This window comes from Pontibacter aquaedesilientis (assembly GCF_014773225.1).
Taxonomy (GTDB): Bacteria; Bacteroidota; Bacteroidia; order Cytophagales; family Hymenobacteraceae; genus Pontibacter; species Pontibacter aquaedesilientis.
The window spans coordinates 484,190-501,295 of the sequence record NZ_JACXAJ010000002.1 but is presented as its reverse complement, the minus strand read 5'-3'; the positions used below and the strand labels follow the sequence as shown (position 1 = coordinate 501,295).

The window sequence follows — 17,106 nt, the reverse complement described above, 5'->3', positions numbered from 1 at the left end:
TATTTAACTTGATAACTGGTCATGCCATTCTGCCCAACCAATACCAGTTTTCCCGAATCCATTACCGTTATAAAACATATACTTACGGCCCTTCCAATCAATGACTGAAGGATAAGTTTGCATAAGACTATCCCATCCAGTTTTTGAAAGTACAATACCAGCCTCTTCATCTTTTCTGTTCCAGGTAACCCCGTCAAAAGATTCTGCATAACCTATTTTATAACTACCTGTACCATCTCTATAGTCATAACTGTCTCTATAGCAAAACCACATTTTATAAAGAGAATTTTCTTTTATAACAGTGGGCCTAGCATTAGCTTCGAATTCACTTTTGGGTTCGATACAAATTTTATTATTTCTTTCCCAGTTAATACCATCAATAGATGACGCGTATTTGATAACGTATAAAGGCTCAGGCTTACCCTGTACCATCACAAACCCTGTAGATGAAGCATACCACAGGTGCCAACAGTCTTTGTCCTTATATGCAAACGGAGATGCAGTAAAGTAAGGCTCATATCTATTACGATCAACCACAGGACCATCAAATAATTTATTGAAGCTTTTTCCTCCGTCTTTACTGATAGCTAACCCAATTGCATTCCTATAAGGAACAGACACACTGGGATTCCAGCCCACATAGTATATGTATATCTTGCCTTCAGTTTCAACTACAGAACATGGCATGATACCACCGTCATCGAATGTACCAATTTTACCTAATGGCAAAATTGGTTTGTCGTGTACATAAAGCACTTCAGATGGGTTCTCTCCAGAGACCTCAATATATGTAGGTATACTTTGCCCCTTGTTATTTCTAGGAGCGAAGTATATCCTAATTCTGTTGTCTGGTAACACCAAAGCAGTAGGAACGCATGCATGGCTTACCATCCATTCGTAATTGTTATCAGTATTAAATAATACTCCTTTTTTTTCCCACATAATTAGCCATTAGTTTTGTGAGATATACTATCTATCTGATTACTTTTAGATTCTCTTTGAGTACTTTTTGCACCAATCCAGATACTACCTTCTGGTGTGTCTTTCGTAATTATAGCACCCATACCCACTAATGTTTCCTTGCCTATTATTGTTTCATCACGGACAGTAGAATTCACCCCAAAAAATGAATTCTCTTCTACTACACAGCAACCAGATATAACTACATGTGATGTCAAGAAGACATGATCTTTAATTTCTGTATGATGCCCAATATGGTTACCACTCCATAAGACACAGTTATTACCTATCTTCACATATGGTTGGATTGTATTATCCTCGAAGATAAAGCAATTTTCACCAATATTTAGATCTGGCCAAGTTGTCGCTTTAGAGCTAACATAGCTTACGCACTTGTACCCTTTAGCCTTTGCTGCTTCATATTTTTCACGCCTTAAATGGCTCATTTGTTTGAAACTGATAGGCAAGAACATATAATATTCTTCCGTTGAATACAGTTTCTCTATATCTTCAAATGGAACTACAGGCAACCCTTCAAAAGTATCAGCTTGTATATAATCCTTATCAACAGTGAAGGCTACTACTGCATGAGGGCTATCATATTTGAAGTAGAAATGAGCAAGACTTGCCAGTTGACTCACACCAAATATTATAATTTTTTTCTGTTCCATTTTTATTATACTTTTAAGATTATTTAAAGTAGATTATAATTATTTACCATTTGTTTTACCCTTTCTCTAGGGTTAAACATCAAAACATCTATAATGGATAATCCCTTTGAAAAAGGTAGATTAAACTGCTTGTACTCATCTAAACCAACTTTAATAAATTTTAATTGAAGACCATGTTCTTCAAAAACCATGTGATCATATAGGCTTTGGCCACCCTCTGGATTTATATATTTTAAAGCTGCCTCTTTAATACATATGTCTATCACTCTACTTTGTGCAGACAAATTTTGATTATCATAAATTGTAGATGTTAACTTTATTTCAGTTTTTAATTCTAAATAATTGCAAACTTCTACTATACTTGCTACGGCTAAATCAGCAATATTAGTTTGACCTTCTATCCTTTTGAATACCTTTTGCATGAGCTCAAAACAATCTCCAAAGTTGGATGCCTTTTTATAAGACTGTTCAAGGGATTTCAAGAACTTCACTTCCCAAGTTCTATAAGACTTGTAATTTAGTTCTGTTTCTCTAATAAGTTTGAATGAACTTGCTCCTTCTAATGGTACTGTAAAAAGGTGCTCTTTCCCATGTAGTAAAATTCTGTTCCTATTTATCCACCCTTGCTTAATAAAATTAACATCATCATAAATGACAAATTTATCTACAGCATTTATAAGCTGAAAATAGCCAATATAGGGGAATATGTAAGGCTGCATTATAGCTAGTGTCATACTAATTATTTTGTGCTCTTAAAAGTAATCTAGCTATAAAATCCACTTCTTCAATATTTAGGGTATGGTATAAAGGAAGGCAGAGTATCCTTTTAGACACACTTTCAGCAATTGGCATTTCTTGACTTTTAAGGAATGGCAAGGTATTTAAAGATGGGTAAAAGTACCTTCTTGGGTAAACCTTATTATCATTCAATAATTTTAATGCTTTTAGCAAAGCTTCCTCAGTTTCAAAGATTATAGGAAAATACGAGTGATTCCAAGAGCATTCAGATTGTATTTTAATTCTTTTAGCGTTTAATGTACTAAGCATTAAATTATAACGCTCACAAATAACTTTTCTTACATTCAAAATTTGATCAATCCGCTCTAGTACGCATAATCCCATTGCGGCATGAAACTCAGAGTTTTTAGCATTAGTCCCAACTCCTGCAAATTCTTCAGGGCTAATGTTTCCAAAGCTTCTCAAATAAGACATTTTGTATGTTAATTCAGGTGAGTTAGTCACTAATGCTCCACCTTCAATTGTATGAAAGAGCTTTGTTGCATGAAAGCTCGTTGTACTTATATCTCCAAAATTGAAAATAGATTGCCCTTTATATTTGACTCCAAAGCAATGAGCTGCATCATAAATAACCTTTAGATTATATTTCTTTGCGATAGAATCAATGCTATTAATATCACAGGCATTACCATATACATGTGTTGCTAAAATAGCAGTCGTTTTAGGTGTTATTGCTGCCTCTATGCTTGTAGGGTCAATATTCAGTGTGTCTGCATCTATATCAACAAATACAGGCTCACACCCCTCCCACACTATACTACCAGTAGTAGCAGAAAAAGAGAAAGGAGTAGTAATTATTTCTCCTTTTAGATCCAAGGCTTTAATTGCTATCTGTAATGCCAATGTTCCATTAGATACATATAAAAGGTGCTTAACTTTTAAATAATCTTTTAACCTCAACTCTAACTCATTTACGAGTGGTCCATTATTGGTAAGCCATTGGCGCTCCCATATTGCACTCAAATATTTATTATATTCTTCCTGGGAAGGCAAAAAAGGCTTTGTTACAGGTATCATTTCTTAAGAATTAATTGTGTAAAATCAGCTAGGGATTTTATTTTTATTATATAACTTAACCCAAGGTAAAACAGAAAATAAAGTATCGGGAAAAACATTATTCTCCAGATATCTGATAATAAAATCGCACTACTAAAAAAGTAATCAAAAGAGTAAATAATAGCTCCGACTACTATTGATAAACTAAAAATTGGAACAATATCTATTAACTGCTCATTCAGAGGGTAATTAATCAATTTACCACTATACCATGCATTTATGATTAATCCAACTATTGATGATATAACTTGCCACCAAAGCAGCCCTATTATGCCAAAAGGAATCGCACAAGCTATACCTATGGTTGTATATATCTTCTTTATTATTTCTAGCTTTAAAAATAAGTCGCTCCTGCCTTTAACTTTCAAAATGTTCAGATTATATGAGTGCAGAGGATGAAGAACTCCTACAAAACACAAAATCTGAAAGTAAGGCACTGCCGGCAGCCATTTTTCCCCAAACAGTATCTGAAAAATAGGCAAAGCAAAAATAAATAAGATTGCCATGGTCGGAGCTAGCCAAAATATTACTTGCCGCATTATCTTACTATAAACAGCCCGCAGCTTTAAATTATCATTTTGTATAGAAGCGAAAAGAGGGTATGTAACCTTGTTTAGCGCCCTAGAGATATTATTAACAGGAAGTTGTTTTAAAGATTGAGCCCTTGTATAGTAACCTAGTTGTGCAGCAGAAAAATATTTACCAATTATTAGATTATAAGCATTATTATAAATTGTATCTAGAAGACCTGATAAGGTTAATTTATAACCAAATTTAAAATGATGTTTTAGTTTTTCTTTATCCAAAATTAAGCTAGGTCTCCAACCGCTGCGCAGCCACAGTTGTAGTGTTGATAAAAATGACTGAGACAAGTTCATATAAACCAAGCTCCATACTCCATAGCCTTGAACTGCCAGAACAACTCCTATAATACCACTAACAATAATTGATGGTATCTGAATAGTCATCTGTAGCTTAAAGTTCATTTCCTTTGTAAGCCTAGCACTTTGTACACCTGCGAATGCATTGATAATAAAGGAGAAGGTAAATACTCTTACTATACTCTCAAGTATAGGTTGATCATAAAAATTAGCAATTAATGGAGCTGCCAGAAAAAGAATAAAATATATGACCACACTTCCAGCTAAGTTGATGAAAAATACAGTTGAATAATCCCTTTGATCAGGATTAATGGTCCGTATCAATGAAGAGGTTAGTCCACTATCAATCAAACTAGAACCAATAGCTATAAAAATTGAAATCATTCCTATCAAACCAAATTCTGAAGGCATCAATAGTCTAGCTAGTGCAATAGACACTAAGAAATTAATGAGTTGCACCCCAAACTGCTGGCTAAATGTCCAGATTAGTCCTGATATAGTTTTCTGTCGTAAACTCACAAAATATAATTAAACCTTATCGCTTAACAGCTCTAGCAGGTACTCTCCGTAGCCGCTCTTGCGTAATTGCTCTGCCACTTCCCTTAGCTCTTCATCATTAATGAAGCCCATGCGCCAGGCCACCTCCTCAATGCAGCCGATCTTGAGGCCCTGCCGCTCCTCGATCACCTGCACGAAGGTGGCCGCCTGCATCAGAGACTGAATAGTGCCCGTGTCAAGCCATGCCGTGCCCCTATCTAGGATACCAACCTTTAGCTTCCCCCTACGCAGGTACTCGCGGTTTACATCGGTGATTTCATACTCGCCCCTTACGCTTGGCTCTAGTCTCTTGGCGATCTCCACCACCTCGTTGTCGTAGAAGTAGAGCCCTGGCACTGCGTAGCTTGATTTTGGCTTCTTTGGCTTTTCTTCGATGGAGATAGCTTTGCCGCTCTCATCAAATTCTACCACTCCGTAACGTTCTGGGTCCTGTACATGATAAGCATATACCACTCCACCGTCTGGTTTATTGTTTGCTTGTAATAGTTTGCTCATTCCAGATCCGTAGAAAATGTTATCGCCCAACACTAAGGCAACTTTATCATTGCCAATAAACTCTTCCCCAATTACGAATGCTTGAGCTAGTCCATTGGGTACCTCCTGTATGGCATAACTAAACTTACACCCAATCTGGCTTCCGTTCCCCAGTAGGCGCTCAAACATGGGCAAGTCGTGTGGCGTGGAGATAATAAGGATCTCCCTGATGCCAGCCAGCAAGAGAGTAGAGAGCGGATAGTATATCATTGGCTTGTCATAAACAGGCATAAGTTGCTTGCTTACAGCTAATGTTAAAGGGTGAAGGCGGGTGCCAGATCCTCCAGCTAGGATTATACCTTTCATTTGTCCTTAATTGATGTATATGATTAATGCCTTTTTCAAGCCATTTTGCAAAGCTATTAAATCTTATGGCAGGCCGTGATATCTAAAGCACAGACTAGTGCAGCTTCTTTATTAGCATTATTGAATAGCCCTTTTAAATGCTGAGAAGGAACCGCTCTCTTTATCCTTTTCTGAGACTATCATCTTAGAGGCATCTATATACCAATCGATATCTAACTCAGTATCATTATATAAAATACTGCCTTCAGATTCTTTGTTATAATAGTTGTCGCACTTGTAGAAGAACTCGGCTTCCGCGCTGAGCACCACAAAGCCGTGGGCGAATCCTCGAGGAATGAACAACTGCAATTTATTTTCCGCACTAAGTACTATAGAAAAATGCTCTCCGAACGTTGGTGACCCAGAACGTATGTCCACAGCCACGTCCAGCACCTCCCCTTTTAGTACCCGCACCAATTTGGCTTGAGCATGCACTCCATGCTGGAAATGGAGTCCTCTTAGCACGCCATAGGTAGAAAAAGACTGGTTGTCCTGTACAAAATGAATATTCTGTCCAGTTAACTGATTGAATTTTTCTTCATTGAAGCTTTCATAAAAGTATCCTCTTTCATCCTTGAAGATAGTAGGCTCTATTACGATACACTCAAGAAGGGTAGTATGTTTTACTGTCATTTATCTTGCTGAATACTGTTCTGCATAATATTTCTGGTAATGGCCCGAGGTGACCTCCTCCAGCCACTGCTCGTTTGCCAGGTACCAGTCCACCGTCTTCCGCAAACCTTCCTCGAAGGTGACGGAGGGTTTCCAGCCCAGCTCGTCCATGAGTTTGGAGGAGTCGATGGCGTAGCGGGCGTCGTGGCCGGCCCTGTCTTTGACGAAGGTGATCAGCTTCCTGGACTCGCCCGCCTCTCTGCCCAACTTCTCGTCCATCACATCGCAGAGCAGCTCGATGAGGTCGATGTTGCGCCACTCGTTTACCCCGCCCACGTTGTAGGTCTCGCCCACCTTGCCGCTATGGAAGATGGCGTCGATGGCCCTCGCGTGGTCTTTCACGTAGAGCCAGTCGCGCACGTTCTCGCCCTTGCCGTACACGGGCACGGGCCTGCCGGACTTGATGTTGTGGATGGCCAGCGGGATGAGCTTCTCGGGGAAGTGGTTGGGGCCGTAGTTGTTGGAGCAGTTGGAGAGCTTGACGGGCAGCCCGTAGGTGTGGTGCCAGGCCCGCACGAAGTGGTCCGAGGCCGCCTTGGAGGCCGAGTAGGGCGAGCGCGGGTCGTAGGTCGTCTGCTCTGTAAACAGACCGTCCTCGCCCAGCGAGCCGTACACCTCGTCGGTGGAGACGTGGTAGAAGAGCTTGCCCGCGTACTGGCCCGTCCAGGCGCGGCGGCAGGCCTCCAGCAGGTTGACCGTGCCCAGCACGTTGGTCTGCACGAAAGCCATGGGCCCGGATATCGAGCGGTCCACGTGCGACTCGGCCGCCAGGTGGATCACCGCCTCGAATTTGTGCTCCCTAAAAATCTGCTCCAGATAAGCAGCGTCGGTGATGTCGCCCTTCAAAAAGGTATAGTTCTCCCGCTCCTCCACATCCCGCAGGTTCTGCAGGTTGCCCGCGTAGGTGAGCTTGTCGAGGTTGAAGATGTTGTACTCAGGATAGGTCTCCACAAACAGTCGCAACACGTGCGAGCCGATGAATCCGGCACCGCCGGTAATTAGTAGGTTCATTGTTACTTTAAATTTGTTTCTTAGGAGGTAATTAAACCACCCTTTGCCCTTCCTAAGGGCGGGGGCCTAGTTAGAGTCTAATGAGGGAGATTTTCTTTTTGTAATATGCTCTTCATACCAGCTATAAGCTATTCCTAAACCTTCCAATACCGAGAATTCAGGTTTATAGCCAATCAATTCGTTGGCTTTGCTTATATCCGCCAGACTGTGACGTACATCTCCTTTGCGTTCCTCTCTGTATTCAGGGGAAAGGGTGATTCCAGCAATATTAATAATCCTATTCCATAATTGGTTCAGCGTAGTACGTTCACCAAAGGCAATATTTATCACCTCATGTTTATTAATGCCAGTAGTAAGCAATGCCTTCACATTAGCTTGCACTGCATTCTCTACAAATGTGAAATCACGGCTCGTCTCACCATCTCCATTGATATAGGAGGCTTTACTTTCGATGGCCGCTTCTATGAAAAGAGGAATTACGGCTGCATAAGGACCATTCGGATTTTGCTTTGGCCCAAACACATTAAAATAGCGTAGACCTATAGTATGAAAATCATAAGTTTTCGAGAATACACTCGCATATAACTCGTTTACATATTTAGTCACCGCATAAGGAGACAATGGGTTGCCAATCTTATCTTCTACTTTCGGTAAACCCGGATGGTCTCCATAAGTGCTGGAACTGGCGGCGTATACTAATCGTTTGACACCCGTATCCCGCGCTGCAACCAACATGTTCAAAAAACCACTAATGTTGACATCATTGCTGGTAATGGGATCATTTATAGAGCGAGGAACAGAACCCAAAGCTGCCTGATGAGAAACATAGTCTGCGCCTTCCAATGCTCGCTTACAGGTCTCCAGATCTCGAATATCCCCTACTAAAAGTTCAAAGGCAGGGTTCGATTTGAACTCCTCTATGTTATTGTGCGAGCCTGTTGCAAAATTATCAAGCACCCTTACTTTCTTTGCGCCATACTTCAATAAGTATTCAACAATGTTCGAGCCAATGAAACCTGCGCCGCCAGTAACCAGGAAGGTATACTGGCTTATGTCTGTAGTATGGTAGGGGGTGCTATACATATAATTACTGTCTGAATAGTTTAATTCAATAGGGTTAAACCACTCCTCCCCTCCTTTTCCAAGGAGGGGAGTTCTCAATGTTAATTTATAAACGGGCGTCGGAAAGCTCTTTAGGGAGTACACCTTTTACGTCATAGATTACAGCTTTCTCTTTGCAGAGTTTGCCTAGGTCTAGTGACTTGAATTCGTTGTGAGATACTGCGAGAATGATGGCGTCACAATCAGCCGTGCCATTCAACTCTTTTACCGAGTCCCACCCGTACTCATGTTTTACTTCTGCAGGTTCAGCCCACGGGTCATAGATGGTAATGTTGGTATCATAATCTTTCAACGTACGCAGTATGTCAACTACTTTAGTGTTGCGTACATCAGGGCAGTTCTCTTTGAAGGTAATCCCTAGCACCAAGATATTTGCGCCTTTTACCGGGATATCTTTTTTCACCATCAGTTTGATTACTTCATGGGCTACATATTCGCCCATGCCATCATTTAGGCGACGGCCAGCCAAAATAATTTCCGGATGATAACCCGCTTCCTGAGCTTTCTGAGCCAGATAGTAAGGGTCTACACCAATACAATGCCCACCAACTAGACCAGGCTTAAACTTTAGAAAATTCCATTTGGTGCCTGCCGCTTCTAGTACTTCATCTGTATCAATCCCCAAACGGTTGAATATTTTAGCCAATTCGTTTACAAAAGCAATATTGATATCTCGTTGAGCATTTTCAATCACTTTTGCGGCCTCTGCAACTTTGATAGATGCTGCTTTATGTGTACCCGCTGTGATCACTGCATTATAAAGTTGATCTACTTTTTCGGCTGCTTCAGGTGTAGAACCAGATGTGATTTTTAGAATTTTGGCTACTGTATGTTCTTTATCACCCGGATTAATTCGTTCAGGTGAGTAACCAGCAAAGAAATCTTTATTAAATTTTAATCCTGACACACGTTCCAGAACTGGTACGCATTCCTCTTCTGTTACTCCTGGATAAACTGTAGATTCGTATACCACTATATCGCCATGCTTTAAGACTTTTCCTACAGTCTCACTTGCTCTATATAGCGGTGTCAAATCAGGACGGTTGTGCTTATCTACTGGTGTAGGTACTGTGATGATATAGTAATTGCTGCTTTGTATATCCTCTAACTTATTGGAGCAATAAAGGCCATTACCTTGACCATTTGGCTTGTCAACCAACACAGCTTTCAGTTTATCATCTTCTACCTCCAAGGTACGGTCAAAACCTGAATTTAGCTCCTTTACACGAGACTCGTTGATATCAAAGCCAAGGGTTTTATACTTTTTGGCAAATTCAACCGCTAGAGGTAGTCCTACATATCCTAAACCGATTACGGCAATGCGTGCTTCTTCTTTTCCTGCACTAGCTATTAATGACATGCTTTGTTATTTTTTCTAAGTAAACGTTTTATGTTATGTACTTCTCTATAAAGAAAGCCTACTTTATCAAAATAATTCTTATCCTCATTGACCCTTTAAGAGATTTTATTGCTTATCGTTCTAAGAGATAAGTTAATTGCTTTCTGGTTTATAACTAGACTTACCCTTTGACCATTTTTTTAATTTTGCTTCTTAAACCATTAGACTCCTCTTCATAGTAGTTGCCATAGCCATATCCATACCCATATGAATAACCATAACCAGTGGACTTTTTCGCGTCATTAAGTACAATCATAGGGTGTTTTAGCTTCCGGCTTTTGTATAAATCATCGATAATCTGCAACTGCTTCTTATGAGTATAGTTGTATCGTACAATATACAGGCTTGAATCGATATAAGGCGCTAATGCCAGTGTGTCGGCTACCTGGCCGACAGGTGATGAATCTAATAAGATGTAATCAAAATCTGCTTTTAATTCCTCAATTAAAGTACCGATTTTAGGAAGCAATATCAGTTCTGCCGGATTCGGAGGAATAGGACCAGAACCAATAATAATTAGTTCAGGCATCTCCGGTACTTCTTGCAGCATGTCCTCAATCTGCACTGTATCAGAGATCAAGTAATTGGTTATACCTATATTATTGGGCAGGTTGACACTTTGTGTTAGTTTTGGTTTGCGAAGGTCAAGACCGAGTACCACAACGCGTTTACCAGTCATAACCAACGTGGCAGCCAGATTTAGGCTAAAGAACGTTTTCCCTTCACCACTCATACTAGAGGTAACTAAAATCACTTTGTTCTCCTTGCCACCAGCTGCAAACTGCATATTTGCACGCAGCAGTCGGAATAGCTCTGCACTGGAAGTTCTGCTTGACTTTGATATGACCAGCATATTTCCGGTTTCGTTATGGGCAATTTCGCCTAGAATAGGTGTAGCAGTGCCCTTTTCGACATCGCGAAGCTCTTGAACTGTGTCATTCAGCACATCCTTGAGGAAGATTCCTGCAAAAGGCAACACCAAACCAGCAAGTAATGCTATTAGATAAATCTTAGTAGTTTCAGGTTCAATAGGACTCCCGCCAGCTTTTGCTGGATCAATGATTCGGGAATTGGATGGAGTAACTGCTAAAGATAAGGCTGCTTCCTCACGTTTTTGCAAGAGATATTTGTAAAGTCCTTCTTTTATACCTTGTTGCCGACTTATATCTTGTAATTCACGCTGCATAGATGGAACCTGACGTACTTGGGATTCAAATTGCGCTGCGCTGGCCTGTAGGTTTTGTCGTGTAATTAAAAGTGCATCACGTATGTTCTTCAAATTTTCCAGTATGTTAAGCCGCAAATTTTCCTGCTGCTCATTCATGTTCTGAACAAGTGGGCTATTAGGTGTTACAGTACGCAAGAGTCGACGACGCTGAGTCTGCAACCCATTAAAGCTGCTTATCAACCCACCCAAAATAGGATCTGTAATATTCAGACCTGTAGGCACCAATTCATCTTTATTCTCTTCTTTACTAAGGTAGGCTTCAACAGAATTAAGTATATCCAAACGAACCTCATTGTCTGTAATTTGCTGATTATAACTATGAGCAGTGTTCAAATAAATTCCTGCATTAGCCCCTATATCTGTCAGCTTATTTTGCTGTTTGTACTGTTCAACTTCTTTTTCAACATCTGTCAACTCCCTAGAGAGAAATATCAGGCGATCATCTATAAATTGTATGGTATTTCTTACAACCGTATTTTTATCATTGATAGCTTCTTCATTGTAAAGCTCTATCAATTTGTTCACAATATCTTCCCCTTTTTCAGGAACAGGGTCTGTTATACCTAATTCCATCATGGTACCATATTCATTAATACCCTTAATGGTTAGTTTATTACTGTAACTATTAGCAAGTTTACCTAAATCATTAAATCGAATAATGATACGTTTTTCTCTATACAAAGCGATATCTGAATCTGCTATTACTGTAAAAGAGCCATATTTTTTTGTTATTTCTTCTCCAAATTTATGTGTTGAGATTTTATCATCACTTTCCTCAAGATCAAAATTATTGTTGTCTTTAATTCTTACGACAAACCTTTTACCAAGACCAGCAGAGTCCAATCTGGCAACGATAACTTTAACAGGGCTTCTATCCCCGTACAGCTCCGTCACTTTGACGCGGCCATCCGCAAAATAGGATGTTTGCATAGAGAGTTTTTGTAATACTCGCTGCATTAACCCCTTAGATTTCATTATTAAAGTCACATTGGAGAGCGTCTTATTAGACTGGAACATAGCTAGATCGCTAAATACGGCGCTATTCGATAAATCTGCCCCACTTTCATCTTTTATAAGAATAGTTGCTTTTACACTGTAAACAGGCGTAGTATAACGTAAGTATAGATGTGCAGCAGTCAGACTTAATGCTGCACCAAGCAGAAAGATATACCAATACTTAAGATACTTCTTAAGTATTGCTTTTATATCAATTGATTCTGCACTATCATCTGAAAATTCTAATTCGGACATTTTACAAAAAGGCTGTTATTAAAGTAATCTGTAGAGAACAAAAGCCGATGATACTAAGCCAGCCACAAAGCCCCAGTTTCTCCGGATAAAACTTGTACCCGTCACCTTAGCCTTATCAGCTTCCACATAAATAATATCATTCTGCTGCAAATAAAAGAAAGGAGAGTACAGGGTTTCTTTTTTATTCAAATTGATACGCGCCATTGTCCGAACACCATCCTGCTCCCGAATAACTAATACATTGTCCATCTTACCGTATGTGGAAATCCCTCCCGCCATAGCTATACCCTCCAGTAAGTTAACTTCTTCATTGTTAGAGGGCACCGCAATAACGGTTGACCCCACTTCACCTATCATTGTAAACCTGAAATTTTGAAGCCTAACTTTTACGATGGGATCTTGCACATAGTCTCTTACTTTGGCAACAATTGTGTCCCGTACCTGTTCTGTAGTCAATCCACTGACATGCATATTCCCAAGTACTGGAAAATCAATTGTTCCCCGGGTATCTACTAAATAACCTTCATTCTCATCACCCATTTGTCGCATCTGACCGCCCCCGGCACTGGCTCCTTCTTCCATAATGATACCCCTGCTAAACATCATATTTGTTTCTATATTGGGGGTCAGTACGGATATTGCAAGTAAGTCGCCAGGCTTAATGCTCAATCTCTTAGGTGTAACTTCTTCCGTTATGAGAGACTGCCGCTCTAAATCACTAAAATAGATTATATTTCGTGTCCGAAGAGAACTGCAGGAAGTGAATAATATAAGACTTAAATAGAGGATTAATCTTGTTTTCATATTGAATGTAATCAATCTACTTTCAGATATTTAACCGAAAGAAAAATCAGGAATAAATTGATAACCATGTGTAGTTACCAGTTTACAAAAATAACTAAAATGTTTTCAAAAACATTTATTTAATTAACGAACATCCAAAATACAATTATTAGTTTTCCACTATACTTAATCTGCTTAAACGTTAGAAAACTTTGATTATTGTTACAAGTGGGCTTTTATGTGAGGCTACTTACAGAGTTGCCTTCTGCGCATGCTTTACTTGTTGACATTACACCGAGATAGCTAGGCATACTTTCTCTGCCTTGTTCGAATGGCAGTTAGACCGTTACGGCATGGGGTAGTTTAAGATAGAATGTGCCTTGGACGGGCTGATTCCTTTCATTGCGGAGGAGTGCCATCGAGCAGGTGCTCTGCACCTTGGAAACACTACCGATGAGATAGTGACTAACGAGAATGCCTCAGCTAAAGGAAGCATCCTGAGAAGCCTTTGCTGCTGGCACAGAAAGGCCATTTGATCACACCAGATCACCTGCTGGGAAGAGCACACCTCTTGAGTCTACTGCCATGTGCCGAATAGCTCGTAAGTGGACATAACAGCTGCCATCGAGCGTCAGGTGGAGCGGTTTACACCTGGTTCTAAGGATTTTATAGTAGGTAGGCATACAATGCCAAACTACAGCGGTGGGTATATAGACGGAGGATATTGGATATAGGACAACTCTTTACCATGCCAGTCCTTAGATTTTAGATTTTTTCTATGTAGTACTTCCTCCAAAGGCATTTACGTATGCTCTTCTTCGGTTCCTTCAGGTGGGGGGAGCATGACAAGTCTGGTTATCATGCAGCAATAGAGTATCAAAATTTCATTTCAAATTGATCCCACACCCTTTATCAAAAATTGATGTTGTTTAAAAATCCATTTTTAAAAATGTTTAATCTACACGCACTGTGATACAAATGCCTAACACAGGATTACTCCTTCCTGTGTTTAATCTTTCACTTCATATTAGGAGATACAGGGCATTTAATAACTGCAATACTGTCGTCAATTATATTATTCTGCCAAGGCAGCGCTGCATGCTATATTGCTTAATGCGTAGTGTCGCGGCCCATTTCTTTGTCACTGATCAATATGGAGTAAGATTGGATGCTTAAGCGATCTTATGAAGTTGGAGCTGAAGCCAGAGCCTTAGCAACTAGTGAAGTCTCCCCGGGAGAAAAAAGTGCCTGTGGTCAAAGAATACTTTTCCAGTGATTCTATATAATCTCGCTTAGTTAGTATTGCCTTTATTTTGATTAAGTTTTATAAAGTCTTTGATAAGGATTTCGTTAAATTTTTCAACTCCAGTTTGGCTTAGATGATTTTTATCCAAGAAGTCTCTTTCTGTGGATAAGTCTAAATCTAGATTAGAGTTATAATTAAACAAAATCAAATTGTTTTTACTAGCAAATTGCTTTATAAAGGATTCGTACTCGTCATAATTTTTAACGCTATATCTAAATTCTTCGGTAACAGGAGTAACTGTTAATATCAGTTCAACATTATGGTCTTTACATAATTGAACTATCTTGCCAAGATATTCTAACTGAATGGGAGCAGGTGTAAAGTTATGTTTTCTAAAACTGCTTAATTCATCAGTTGTAAGCGTGTTGTAGATTTGTTTTGTTCCAGAAAATCCACCCTCGGTGTAAAAGCGTTTGTCATAAGTTTTCTGTTTAGCTTTATTTAATGGTGTGATAATTTGAGTAATCCAGCTTACGAATAGAGTATTCATTACCAAAGCATCTTTCTCGTACCATACCATCTCTAATATTTCGCTATTTATTTCAGAATTTGAAACCAAATCAATACTAGACTCAGTGCTTTTTATCTTAGATAACATAGGCCAGTATAAATCTAGAAGTACAAATTTAGGTTTCACAGAAGGTAAATACATCTTAAGCAAAAAATAAGAAGCATAGGGTGACTGTGAAGACGAACCCAAATTTAATAATCGAATACCTTCCATTGCAAAAACACGTGGATCATATCCTCTAGAAACAATCGAAGACCCTACACATATTAAATCAATGCCTTTCGCTTCTTTGGCTTCTCGTAATCTTAGTAAAGTGTCTCCTACTCCACCTCGAACAAATTTTATATTAGGCAGCCAATTTACCTTCCCAATACCATAAAATACCAAAACAATTCCAGAATAGATTAAAAATCCAGTTATTATTACGGCAAGTATTTTTATAAATAACTTTTTCATAAATCAGAATTGGAAATAGATAAACTCTGTTTCATCAAACCTGCCAAACAGAAATATGAAGGCTATAATAGTGCCGTAAGCAACAATCCTCATTGGTGAAGGCAACAAGTTAAGCGACACATTTACGTTGCTATCCTTCAACCAATCAAGCACTAACAAAACCAAAATCACTGTGACTGCGATCATGAAAATAACGGGTGTTTGCCCTAATATTAGCCACGACTTCCTCAACCCATCCACATTATAGACAATCGTATTCACTGACTCACCAAGCCCTGAGAACATGTGGGTGGTGATATACCAGGCGTCCCCGATGGAGTTGGCGCGGAAGAAAACCCACGCCAGGCAAACCAAAGAGAAGGTGGTTGCCATTTGCAAGTCGTTGTATACCCTAGCTGACTTCGTAAGACCAAGCGATTGAGCCAGCCCGTTTCGCTGGTGCTTGGTCACCTCCCCGAACACCTGGTAGAAGCCGTGCAGGGCGCCCCACACCAGGAAGGTCCAGTTGGCCCCGTGCCAGAAGCCGCTCACCAGGAACACGACGAAGATGTTGTAGTACCAGCGCCACTTCAGCACCCGGTTGCCCCCCAGCGGGATGTAGAGGTAATCCCGGAACCAGGTGGAGAGGGAGATGTGCCAGCGGCCCCAGAACTCCTTGATGGACTTTGAGAAGTAGGGCCTTCGGAAGTTCTCCATCAGGTTGAAGCCCATCACCTGCGCCGCCCCGATGGCCATGTCCGAGTAGCCCGAGAAGTCGCAGTAGATCTGGAAGGCGAAGAAGACGGTGGCGATGATGAGTGGTATGCCCTCGTAGTCGGTGGGGTTGTTGTAGACGGTGTTCACCATCACGGCCAGGCGGTCGGCCACCACGACCTTCTTGAACAGGCCCCAGGCCATGAGCTTGAGGCCGCCTGTCACCCGGTCGTAATCGAAGTCGTTCTTTTGCTTGAGCTGCCCCAGCAGGTTGCCCGCCCTTTCGATAGGGCCCGCCACCAGCTGCGGGAAGAAGGTCACGAACAGGGCGAATATGCCCAGGTGCTTCTCGGCCTTGATCCGGCCGTAGTAGACGTCGATCGAGTAGCTCATCGTCTGGAAGGTGTAGAAGGAAATGCCCATGGGCAGCAGCAGCTCGAAGGCCGGGGCCGCGTAGCCCACCCCCAGCAGGCCAGCCAGGTCCGAGGCCGCCCCGTTGAAGAAGTTGTAGTACTTGAAGGTGAAGAGGATGCCCAGGTTGGAGAGCAGGCTCAGCCACAGCCAAGGCTTGCGTTTGTGTCGATCCTCTTCGCTATACCTGTCCATCATCCGCCCGCACAGATAATCTACCAGCGTGGAGATGACCAGGATGATGGCGTAGTCCACGCGCCAGAACATGTAGAAGGCGTAGCTGGCAATAAGCAGCAGCAGCCAGCGGAGGCGGTGCGGCAGCAGGAAGTACAGCCCCACCACGGTCGGGAAGAAGAGCAGGAACTCGAAGGAGTTGAAAAGCATACTTGTGTTGGGTGACCTTTGTGTTCAATCTGCAAATTTGCTGAATTCTAACCACATCCCGAAAAAATCAGCGGAG

At 40.9% G+C, this 17,106-nt stretch carries 14 protein-coding genes; all 14 read right to left on the bottom strand.

The window, feature by feature from the left end; translation table 11 throughout:
* Window positions 1–3: 3 nt before the first annotated feature.
* Window positions 4–942, bottom strand: coding sequence for a glycoside hydrolase family protein (locus H9Q13_RS07200; protein ID WP_191183084.1), 939 nt, complete (start codon window positions 940–942; stop codon window positions 4–6).
* 2 nt (window positions 943–944) lie between these two features.
* On the bottom strand, window positions 945–1,631 hold the full coding sequence (locus tag H9Q13_RS07195; RefSeq protein WP_191183083.1) for an acetyltransferase: 687 nt from the start codon (window positions 1,629–1,631) through the stop codon (window positions 945–947).
* 23 nt (window positions 1,632–1,654) lie between these two features.
* Window positions 1,655–2,365 carry a WbqC family protein gene (locus H9Q13_RS07190; RefSeq protein WP_191183082.1) on the bottom strand — a complete coding sequence of 237 codons (711 nt, stop codon included), beginning with the start codon at window positions 2,363–2,365 and terminating at the stop codon, window positions 1,655–1,657.
* Between the two features lies 1 nt (window position 2,366).
* Window positions 2,367–3,446: a DegT/DnrJ/EryC1/StrS family aminotransferase gene (locus H9Q13_RS07185; protein WP_191183081.1), complete on the bottom strand. Its 1,080-nt coding sequence runs from the start codon at window positions 3,444–3,446 to the stop codon at window positions 2,367–2,369.
* Complete coding sequence (locus tag H9Q13_RS18185) at window positions 3,443–4,885, bottom strand: lipopolysaccharide biosynthesis protein (RefSeq protein WP_191183080.1); 1,443 nt, start codon at window positions 4,883–4,885, stop codon at window positions 3,443–3,445. The genes H9Q13_RS07185 and H9Q13_RS18185 overlap by 4 nt, the downstream gene beginning before the upstream one ends.
* Before the next feature lie 9 nt (window positions 4,886–4,894).
* Entirely contained in the window at window positions 4,895–5,764 is an 870-nt protein-coding gene (gene rfbA / locus H9Q13_RS07175) for a glucose-1-phosphate thymidylyltransferase RfbA (protein ID WP_191183079.1), read from the bottom strand.
* A 117-nt stretch (window positions 5,765–5,881) separates the two neighbouring features.
* The gene (gene rfbC, locus H9Q13_RS07170) at window positions 5,882–6,436 is read right to left on the bottom strand and encodes a dTDP-4-dehydrorhamnose 3,5-epimerase (RefSeq protein ID WP_191183078.1); all 555 of its coding nucleotides are present in this window, start codon (window positions 6,434–6,436) and stop codon (window positions 5,882–5,884) included.
* The gene (gene rfbB / locus H9Q13_RS07165; protein ID WP_191183077.1) at window positions 6,437–7,486 is read right to left on the bottom strand and encodes a dTDP-glucose 4,6-dehydratase; all 1,050 of its coding nucleotides are present in this window, start codon (window positions 7,484–7,486) and stop codon (window positions 6,437–6,439) included.
* A 66-nt stretch (window positions 7,487–7,552) separates the two neighbouring features.
* Entirely contained in the window at window positions 7,553–8,569 is a 1,017-nt protein-coding gene (locus tag H9Q13_RS07160; RefSeq protein WP_191183356.1) for an SDR family oxidoreductase, read from the bottom strand.
* Window positions 8,570–8,654: 85 nt separating this feature from the next.
* The gene (locus H9Q13_RS07155) at window positions 8,655–9,968 is read right to left on the bottom strand and encodes a nucleotide sugar dehydrogenase (protein ID WP_191183076.1); all 1,314 of its coding nucleotides are present in this window, start codon (window positions 9,966–9,968) and stop codon (window positions 8,655–8,657) included.
* A 160-nt stretch (window positions 9,969–10,128) separates the two neighbouring features.
* Window positions 10,129–12,486: a GumC family protein gene (locus tag H9Q13_RS07150; RefSeq protein ID WP_191183075.1), complete on the bottom strand. Its 2,358-nt coding sequence runs from the start codon at window positions 12,484–12,486 to the stop codon at window positions 10,129–10,131.
* An 18-nt stretch (window positions 12,487–12,504) separates the two neighbouring features.
* On the bottom strand, window positions 12,505–13,290 hold the full coding sequence (locus H9Q13_RS07145; RefSeq protein ID WP_191183074.1) for a polysaccharide biosynthesis/export family protein: 786 nt from the start codon (window positions 13,288–13,290) through the stop codon (window positions 12,505–12,507).
* A 1,271-nt stretch (window positions 13,291–14,561) separates the two neighbouring features.
* Window positions 14,562–15,542, bottom strand: coding sequence for a DUF1574 family protein (locus H9Q13_RS07140; RefSeq protein WP_191183073.1), 981 nt, complete (start codon window positions 15,540–15,542; stop codon window positions 14,562–14,564).
* A 3-nt stretch (window positions 15,543–15,545) separates the two neighbouring features.
* Entirely contained in the window at window positions 15,546–17,030 is a 1,485-nt protein-coding gene (locus H9Q13_RS07135; protein ID WP_191183072.1) for an MBOAT family O-acyltransferase, read from the bottom strand.
* Window positions 17,031–17,106: the final 76 nt, after the last annotated feature.

What these genes read in the sequence shown, in the direction of transcription:
- H9Q13_RS07200 (WP_191183084.1), bottom strand. Translation starts at nt 942, where the DNA reads ATGTGGGAAAAAAAAGGAGTATTATTTAATACTGATAACAATTACGAA.
- H9Q13_RS07195 (WP_191183083.1), bottom strand. Translation starts at nt 1,631, where the DNA reads ATGGAACAGAAAAAAATTATAATATTTGGTGTGAGTCAACTGGCAAGT.
- H9Q13_RS07190 (WP_191183082.1), bottom strand. Translation starts at nt 2,365, where the DNA reads ATGACACTAGCTATAATGCAGCCTTACATATTCCCCTATATTGGCTAT.
- H9Q13_RS07185 (WP_191183081.1), bottom strand. Translation starts at nt 3,446, where the DNA reads ATGATACCTGTAACAAAGCCTTTTTTGCCTTCCCAGGAAGAATATAAT.
- rfbA (WP_191183079.1), bottom strand. Translation starts at nt 5,764, where the DNA reads ATGAAAGGTATAATCCTAGCTGGAGGATCTGGCACCCGCCTTCACCCT.
- rfbC (WP_191183078.1), bottom strand. Translation starts at nt 6,436, where the DNA reads ATGACAGTAAAACATACTACCCTTCTTGAGTGTATCGTAATAGAGCCT.
- rfbB (WP_191183077.1), bottom strand. Translation starts at nt 7,486, where the DNA reads ATGAACCTACTAATTACCGGCGGTGCCGGATTCATCGGCTCGCACGTG.
- H9Q13_RS07160 (WP_191183356.1), bottom strand. Translation starts at nt 8,569, where the DNA reads ATGTATAGCACCCCCTACCATACTACAGACATAAGCCAGTATACCTTC.
- H9Q13_RS07155 (WP_191183076.1), bottom strand. Translation starts at nt 9,968, where the DNA reads ATGTCATTAATAGCTAGTGCAGGAAAAGAAGAAGCACGCATTGCCGTA.
- H9Q13_RS07150 (WP_191183075.1), bottom strand. Translation starts at nt 12,486, where the DNA reads ATGTCCGAATTAGAATTTTCAGATGATAGTGCAGAATCAATTGATATA.
- H9Q13_RS07145 (WP_191183074.1), bottom strand. Translation starts at nt 13,290, where the DNA reads ATGAAAACAAGATTAATCCTCTATTTAAGTCTTATATTATTCACTTCC.
- H9Q13_RS07140 (WP_191183073.1), bottom strand. Translation starts at nt 15,542, where the DNA reads ATGAAAAAGTTATTTATAAAAATACTTGCCGTAATAATAACTGGATTT.
- H9Q13_RS07135 (WP_191183072.1), bottom strand. Translation starts at nt 17,030, where the DNA reads ATGCTTTTCAACTCCTTCGAGTTCCTGCTCTTCTTCCCGACCGTGGTG.